The 6,032-nt window shown below is 59.2% G+C and carries 12 protein-coding genes; all 12 read right to left on the reverse strand.

Annotated features, from left to right (window positions below):
- Positions 1 to 3 precede the first annotated feature (3 nt).
- The 12 genes from ACLEJR_RS17065 to ACLEJR_RS17120 all read right to left on the reverse strand — a co-directional run bounded on the left by ACLEJR_RS17065 (position 4) and on the right by ACLEJR_RS17120 (position 5,922).
- A complete protein-coding gene (locus tag ACLEJR_RS17065; RefSeq protein WP_440815266.1) occupies positions 4 to 627 on the reverse strand; it encodes a putative metallopeptidase in 624 nt (207 codons plus the stop codon).
- A gap of 59 nt (positions 628 to 686) precedes the next feature.
- Positions 687 to 1,151 (reverse strand): hypothetical protein, encoded by a 465-nt coding sequence (locus ACLEJR_RS17070; protein WP_440815269.1) that lies wholly within the window; start codon positions 1,149 to 1,151, stop codon positions 687 to 689.
- A gap of 43 nt (positions 1,152 to 1,194) precedes the next feature.
- Complete coding sequence (locus ACLEJR_RS17075; protein WP_440815271.1) at positions 1,195 to 1,449, reverse strand: hypothetical protein; 255 nt, start codon at positions 1,447 to 1,449, stop codon at positions 1,195 to 1,197.
- Positions 1,446 to 1,634 carry a hypothetical protein gene (locus ACLEJR_RS17080; RefSeq protein ID WP_440815274.1) on the reverse strand — a complete coding sequence of 63 codons (189 nt, stop codon included), beginning with the start codon at positions 1,632 to 1,634 and terminating at the stop codon, positions 1,446 to 1,448. Before ACLEJR_RS17080 ends, ACLEJR_RS17075 begins: the two co-directional genes overlap by 4 nt.
- Positions 1,635 to 1,844 carry a hypothetical protein gene (locus tag ACLEJR_RS17085; protein WP_440815277.1) on the reverse strand — a complete coding sequence of 70 codons (210 nt, stop codon included), beginning with the start codon at positions 1,842 to 1,844 and terminating at the stop codon, positions 1,635 to 1,637. It lies immediately after the preceding gene.
- A 54-nt stretch (positions 1,845 to 1,898) separates the two neighbouring features.
- Complete coding sequence (locus ACLEJR_RS17090) at positions 1,899 to 2,216, reverse strand: hypothetical protein (protein ID WP_440815279.1); 318 nt, start codon at positions 2,214 to 2,216, stop codon at positions 1,899 to 1,901.
- The gene (locus tag ACLEJR_RS17095; RefSeq protein ID WP_072410762.1) at positions 2,216 to 2,587 is read right to left on the reverse strand and encodes a chemotaxis protein; all 372 of its coding nucleotides are present in this window, start codon (positions 2,585 to 2,587) and stop codon (positions 2,216 to 2,218) included. Before ACLEJR_RS17095 ends, ACLEJR_RS17090 begins: the two co-directional genes overlap by 1 nt.
- A gap of 391 nt (positions 2,588 to 2,978) precedes the next feature.
- Complete coding sequence (locus ACLEJR_RS17100; protein ID WP_157284026.1) at positions 2,979 to 3,218, reverse strand: hypothetical protein; 240 nt, start codon at positions 3,216 to 3,218, stop codon at positions 2,979 to 2,981.
- Positions 3,219 to 3,389: 171 nt separating this feature from the next.
- Positions 3,390 to 4,061 carry a hypothetical protein gene (locus ACLEJR_RS17105; RefSeq protein WP_440815282.1) on the reverse strand — a complete coding sequence of 224 codons (672 nt, stop codon included), beginning with the start codon at positions 4,059 to 4,061 and terminating at the stop codon, positions 3,390 to 3,392.
- Entirely contained in the window at positions 4,058 to 4,660 is a 603-nt protein-coding gene (locus tag ACLEJR_RS17110; RefSeq protein ID WP_440815283.1) for a recombination protein NinG, read from the reverse strand. The genes ACLEJR_RS17105 and ACLEJR_RS17110 overlap by 4 nt, the downstream gene beginning before the upstream one ends.
- A gap of 301 nt (positions 4,661 to 4,961) precedes the next feature.
- Entirely contained in the window at positions 4,962 to 5,432 is a 471-nt protein-coding gene (locus ACLEJR_RS17115; protein WP_440815285.1) for a hypothetical protein, read from the reverse strand.
- A gap of 64 nt (positions 5,433 to 5,496) precedes the next feature.
- The gene (locus ACLEJR_RS17120; RefSeq protein WP_440815287.1) at positions 5,497 to 5,922 is read right to left on the reverse strand and encodes a hypothetical protein; all 426 of its coding nucleotides are present in this window, start codon (positions 5,920 to 5,922) and stop codon (positions 5,497 to 5,499) included.
- Positions 5,923 to 6,032 lie beyond the last annotated feature (110 nt).

The following is a 6,032-nucleotide window of genomic DNA, read 5'->3' on the forward strand; positions in this document are numbered from 1 at the left end:
GGATCAGGCCGACTTGAGCAGACAGGTTCCGCAGGCCCTCGCAATATTCAATTTTCCCACCTCGGCAGGACTGTTTGCAGCATCCACCAACGCTTGAACGTCAGGGCTCGCACCGTAGCGGCGGACAACACCGACGAACTCTTCGACGTCGTGGCCGCGCATCTCGATCTTGGGTGCGCCTTCCTTGGTGAAGGCTGGCTGACCGTATTTGTCTTTGGCGTGGGCCAGGTGATAAAGCTCGTGCTCGATCAGGGCACAGAACTCCAGATCGCTGCACTGGGCGCAGTAGTCGGCAGCCAGGGTGATGATGAAGGCCGGCACATCGCCGAACCAATCACGCATTTGCTGTTCCATCCTGGCCTTCTGCCAACCACCAGCGCGGAACGCTACCTGTTCGGCCTGGCCGACGACTGTCCGCCCCTTCTTCGTGAAGGCAGCAGACGCCCACATGACTCGCACGTCCGCATCGATCAGATGGGCATGGTCTTCGTTGTGGATGCTGCCGGTATCAGCGAGGATTTCTGCTTGGAGCCATTGCCAGACTTCCGGAGCCGGGGTCAGGCGGATCCCGAAGTTGGATATCTCCGACAGTTCGAGCAAGGACGCTGACGGATACGGCCTCATCATCCAATCCCTCGATAAAAAACCCCGCACGCGGCGGGGTCGGTCTGACCAAAACTAGGTCGTTACATTTCTTTCCCGGCCATGTAAAGAATGGAAAGCGCTATCCGAGTTATGTCGATGTCTTCCCCCGTGAAACGAAGCCGAGCATGGATAGATCCTGAGATTTCATCACCCTGGAACACTTGCCCATCAGTGTTCAAGCGTAGGGACCAAATCCGCCGCCAAAAAACCTCTCCGGTTTCGGAAACTCCCCGTTTCTCGACCACGTAGCGCCCTTGCACACCTGAGTCGTTTACAAACGGCACCAGGTCCATCCGAACAAGACCGAAAGGCGTTGAGATTTCAGCAAGCGGCCCATGGCTGGTCGAGACCAGCGACAGTCCCCATGTATCCTGAACAAATTGTCCGGAAAGCAGATTTCTCAGCCTGTCAAAAACGCTGAGTGCATGCTTTCTGATTTGCTCAATTTCTTCAGGCGCGCGCCTTACCAAGTCTGCCTGCCGATCGGTAACGGGTAGATGCTCCATGATGCCTCCTGATTAGTTGAAAAATCAGTATGGCATTGCCTCATCAGTCGTCCACGCTATCCAGCAGCACATCAATCAGCTTCTGCTCACCCAGGCGCATCGCACCCAGGCATTGCAGGTCGTCGCACTTGGGGCCAAGGCCGAATACAGTCACCTGACCTTTCGGGCCGAGCAGCGTCAAGGCGCCTACGGTGCATTCCGGATGAACACCCGCATCAAGGTCATCGGCGATCTTACGCAACGTCTTTGCGGCGTCGCGCCATCCCTCGCGCTTGAACTCAACAAGCTTCGCGGTCATGTGGTTACCTCCTGGAGCCACTCTTCAATGATGCGCCGCACTACTAGCTCGGTGAGGATGCTGGAAGGCTTCTTACCGTCGATTACTGACTGGATCAGTTCGCGCGGGATGACATAGGCGCCGTCACTCGCTACAACCATCAGGTGCGGTCGGTGGTCGGCAATGTCGTGGACTTCTGCCGTCAATTACCCCACCTCATAGCAGAAGGCCCGCTCACTATTGAGGTCGCTCATCACAACCACCGCCCGGTGAGAGTCATATTCTCCTTCGAAGGTGATTTTTCTCGCATAGGGCGAGGATGTCTTGCCTTGGAATACTTCTGAGTGCACTAACTCGCCGACCGCGTAGAACGCAATCTCGGCGCGGCCATTCAGATTGTTGATCGTGATTTCCATCCCTCCCCCCCCGTGTCGCGACACAATTTGCTTATTCGCGAAACGTGTCGCGACTTACTGACTTACCCGGTCCACTGCTTCAATAGCCTTGTCCGCTGCCTGGGTAGCGGTTGTCGCGGCCTTGGTCGCCTTCTCGGCGGCCGTGCTGGTCTTGCGGGTGAGCTCATCCAGACGCTTATCTCGCTCTACCATAGCGGTGGCGTAGGCGCTCCGGATGTCTTCGATTTGTTTGGACTGGCTCTCAGCCAGTGACCAGTAACAGGCCTGATACCCGAGCACCGCGCCACCACCAATGAGGACGATCGCAATAGCCCAGACTTCTGCTCGGCGCCACCACCGGCGGGCGATGAATTCCATCGCGCATCTATCCATCACACGACTCCTCCAAGCTTGGTGCGCAGACGGTTGATCTCGTCGCTTTGCAGGGTCACTCGCTCTGTGAGCTGGGCGACCTGACTGGTCAGCGCTTCAATTTTCCCTTCCATGCGGCCAACGGCTGCGGCCAGGTCGTTTCGCTCTTTCGCGAATTGATCGGCACGGGCTTCAGCCTCCTTACGCGCCGTGCGCTCGGAATCAAGCAGTTCGTTCAGCCGGCGGACGGTGCCGATGTCGGCGTTATCCATTGCCCGGTCAGCTGCGTCCTTCGAAAGGAATTTTCGCAGCCACAACAAGCCGCCCAGAACGACAGTGGCACTACCGCCAAGCCAGGTGGCTGTGCCTGGGCCGAGGTCGGTAGGATCCATCGCTACTCCAGAAGAAAAAATGGCCTGCGTCGGCCTGGGCATTGCCCGAAACGAAAAGGCCCCGATCAATGTCGAGGCCCTGAATAGGTGCGGATTGCGACCCTTTCAGGTCACCGTCGTGGCGCTTCCCTCCAGTCCCCACGATGACTGTTACCCCTGCACGTTTCCGCCGGGCTCGATATCCGCATAACGCGCTCGTCTTTCCGAGCTGTCTGCCAAAGACCTTCACAGCGTCGACGCCCCTATGCATCGATCTCGCCGCTCCAGTCTCGCGCCACCCCGCAAGCATGTGAGGTCAGGGTGCGCGGGCTGCCGGTGTTCTTTCGTGACGCGTGACTTCCGGCTATACCGCGTCCAGGCCGCCCCGAAGGCTGTCCTGGCTACAGGTGAATCAGAAAGCTGGCGAGATATCGAAGTAGTAGTCCTTCCCTTCTTCGAAATGCTCGGCGCGATCAGCAGCCACGTTTACGACGTATTCGCCGTAGGGTGTGTACTTGCCGTAGATCGCGTCCTCTTCCGCCGGATTGGCCGACCATACCGCGCCGAAGTGAAGGCGGGTCAGCGATTCCGTCGAGCCCTGAACAGGCCCTTTGGAGCGGAGAGTCATTTTGCAGCGAGTGATGTGGGTCATCGGTAGATCCTCGAACGTCGAATGGGCAGGAGGGTCTTTCCGGTCTTTCGCCTGCATTTGGACAATAAAAAACCCGGCTCGATGGCCGGGTTCTTGTTTGTCACTCCTACACACGCAGGAATGACAGGATGGGTGAATAATCGGCGAACCGGCAGGCCCTGTCAAGGCCCTCTATGCAGCATCTTGATCATCGAAGAAAACACCCTCCTTGGTCAGTATCTCACCAGCCTCGAGCAGCGCCTCATTGACCAGCTTGTCCAGGCCCTTGAAGATCTTTCGGCGCCAATCCCGACGCGTGCGCTCCGGCGTGCCATCAAGGTCCCAAGTGTTCATGTCGTAGTTGTGCGCCGGGAGAATGATCACTCCTTCGCACGGCGCCTCATGACGCTGTTTCAACTTGGCGCTGATTGCCTTCTGCGCCTTGGCTGTCGCTGCCTTCCTCCATTCTGGAGCATCTTCCTCAATCTCAAGCAACACCTTCCCGGCGGGCCTACGCTCGGCACCTCCAAGCTGCGGATATGCCCAGGCTGTGACCGCCTTGGTCAGGAACAGCCGCGGCGCCGGTGACGACACGTGCGACACAATTCGGCCAATGGCCCCCACCTTCGAGGCCATATGCGTCGAGTAGCAGGCGTTCAAGGCCGTCCAGTGCTTCGGTGCGAGGGAAGAATGGAGTCGTCCAAACACCCAGCAATCGGTGAGGAATGCCGCTTCCTTCCCCACAATCTCGCCCTTGAGCTTATTGGCCTGTACCTTTGGCGTGTAGTCGCAACCGCCGGCGCTGTTGATCGTCTCGGACGCCAACGCACGAATTACTGCGGAAATAACGTCTCGATAGATCATGCTGCAGCCCTCTTGAGTTCGCGGGTTTTGGCCCGGTATTCGGCGGTCATCGCCTTCAGTTGCTCGACGGTGTATTTCTTCGGTTCATGCGGGCCTTCCAGCCACTCGACGGCTTCGATTCCGATCTTCGCGATCAGCCGAGGCCGATACCCAAGCAGGTTCCCGGACTTGCCCATGTTGCAGTTGCGATTGCATTGCAAATGGACGTTCAGGGGTTCAAAGCGAAGCTCTGGAGAGGCAGCAGTCGTCCTGTAGTGCCCGGCGCAGTACTGGACGTCTGCTGTGGTGCCACAGCTGATGCAGGGCTGGCCGGCGTCACGGGCGCGAATCCAGGCGTTGAATGCGCGCTGCGTGTCCTGGAGATGATCCGCCCTGCTCTTCAGCTTCTCCTTGCGGACCTTGATCTCCCGGCGCTGGACCTGGGCCAGGGACTTGCGGGCCTTCTCCTGGTTGGCTTTGTTCGTCGCGGCGTCGGCAATTGCGCAGGCCGGGCTGCATACGGCCTGGCCCAGGCGCGCAGGGACGAAAGAGGCCCTGCATGATTCGACGCGGCATTTCTTCGGCCTGGGCGCCTTCTTCTCCTTGAGGGCTACGCGCATGGCTCGGCCTCCTTGGCTTTCTGCTGCTCGGGGGCGAAGTCGCCGCGAAGGGGCATTAGGTGTCGCTCATCTGCCAAAACCCACCCAGAGGCACCGCACCAAGATCTAAGCCCATCCCCTACAACGAGCCATGCTGGCGAGCCTGCGGAGTTCTGGAGATGGAGCCCGTCGCTTGGGTCGACCCAGCCGCTGATAGCTTCAGGCTGTAGATACTCAATCAGTTCGCAGGATTGCCCGATGTTGCTAGGAACATTGAAGGCGCCCACGATCATCGCCAGGTCGCCCGGCTTGAAGTTGTGGTTCATGCCGCCACCTCGCTCAGAAGGTCGGAGAACACCACACCCTGGCCGGTGAAGTAGGCGACGATGCGGTCGGTGTACTGGACGCCCTGGGCGCGATTGAACAGGCTGGTCACAGGGAAGCCATCCGGCCCGAAGAGCTTGCACTCGCCCATCATCGCCAGCTTCGTCTCGTATGGCAGGTGGCGCATGACCTGGTACCAGGCCGCTTGGAATCCGGAATCCTCGTTGAGCAGGATCTGGACGCCGATGTGGAGCTTGCAGTATCGCCGGGCGTCCGCCGGGTCGCCGATCTGGGTCATTTCCGAGATCCGCTTGTACATCGCGAACCACAGGGCGTTCTGGTCTAGCGTGCGGTCCTTGCCCGGGCGTAGGGACACAACCACGAACTTCTTGTCCCGGTACATGGTGCTGAGCTTGGTGATGGCCTCGGAGAGCTTGGCCTGGCAGTTGACGCTGATCTTGTCGGTCATGGCTGCCCTCCTTGAAGTATGAGCAACAGGCAGAGAACAATGAATGCGATCCCGAATACATCGCTCATGGCTGCACCGCCTTGCCCATGGCGGCGTCGATCTTGTCAGCGCTTTCGCGCAGACGAACTGCCCAGTGGGTCGCGGACTTGGTTCCAGCCTCCACTTCGCGGCAAATCCAGCTCGAGGCCTTCCTCAACTCCAGCCCTGTATCGATCGCTAACTGGCGCAACAATCCGTTCTCGGCCTTGAGCTGGTCGCGCTCGGCCAGCAAGTTGATCGCTGCCTGGGCGGTGCCGCCGTGGCACTCCAGCAGGATCAGCTGCTTGCATTCTGCGTTCAGCCGGTCGTTCTCGGCGATCAGGGCCAGTACAACATCCGGGCGCGCCGCGTCGATGAACCGCTCACACTCAGGCCGCTCAAAAATCTTGCTGTCTGGCCAGTTGCGCAATGCAGCCTCAGCCAGCCGCTTCAGCTCGGTGTAATCAGTCATAGGCACCCCGCAAAATCTTCCAGCAGCCCTTGCTTGTCCTCGGCCAGCTTGTCGCGCTCTTTGCGCAAGTCTTCGTTCTCGGCCAGCAGCTCCAGCGCCACCTCCTCGAT

The sequence above is a fragment of the Pseudomonas sp. SMN5 genome, from assembly GCF_052041925.1.
In the GTDB taxonomy this organism is placed as follows: domain Bacteria; phylum Pseudomonadota; class Gammaproteobacteria; order Pseudomonadales; family Pseudomonadaceae; genus Aquipseudomonas.

Bases quoted from the DNA above. Each gene is read 5' to 3' on its own strand.
- ACLEJR_RS17105 (WP_440815282.1), bottom strand. From the start codon at position 4,061: ATGATCTATCGAGACGTTATTTCCGCAGTAATTCGTGCGTTGGCGTCC.
- ACLEJR_RS17075 (WP_440815271.1), bottom strand. From the start codon at position 1,449: ATGACCGCGAAGCTTGTTGAGTTCAAGCGCGAGGGATGGCGCGACGCC.
- ACLEJR_RS17120 (WP_440815287.1), bottom strand. From the start codon at position 5,922: ATGACTGATTACACCGAGCTGAAGCGGCTGGCTGAGGCTGCATTGCGC.
- ACLEJR_RS17085 (WP_440815277.1), bottom strand. From the start codon at position 1,844: ATGGAAATCACGATCAACAATCTGAATGGCCGCGCCGAGATTGCGTTC.
- ACLEJR_RS17070 (WP_440815269.1), bottom strand. From the start codon at position 1,151: ATGGAGCATCTACCCGTTACCGATCGGCAGGCAGACTTGGTAAGGCGC.
- ACLEJR_RS17110 (WP_440815283.1), bottom strand. From the start codon at position 4,660: ATGCGCGTAGCCCTCAAGGAGAAGAAGGCGCCCAGGCCGAAGAAATGC.
- ACLEJR_RS17090 (WP_440815279.1), bottom strand. From the start codon at position 2,216: ATGGATAGATGCGCGATGGAATTCATCGCCCGCCGGTGGTGGCGCCGA.
- ACLEJR_RS17095 (WP_072410762.1), bottom strand. From the start codon at position 2,587: ATGGATCCTACCGACCTCGGCCCAGGCACAGCCACCTGGCTTGGCGGT.
- ACLEJR_RS17115 (WP_440815285.1), bottom strand. From the start codon at position 5,432: ATGACCGACAAGATCAGCGTCAACTGCCAGGCCAAGCTCTCCGAGGCC.
- ACLEJR_RS17065 (WP_440815266.1), bottom strand. From the start codon at position 627: ATGATGAGGCCGTATCCGTCAGCGTCCTTGCTCGAACTGTCGGAGATA.
- ACLEJR_RS17100 (WP_157284026.1), bottom strand. From the start codon at position 3,218: ATGACCCACATCACTCGCTGCAAAATGACTCTCCGCTCCAAAGGGCCT.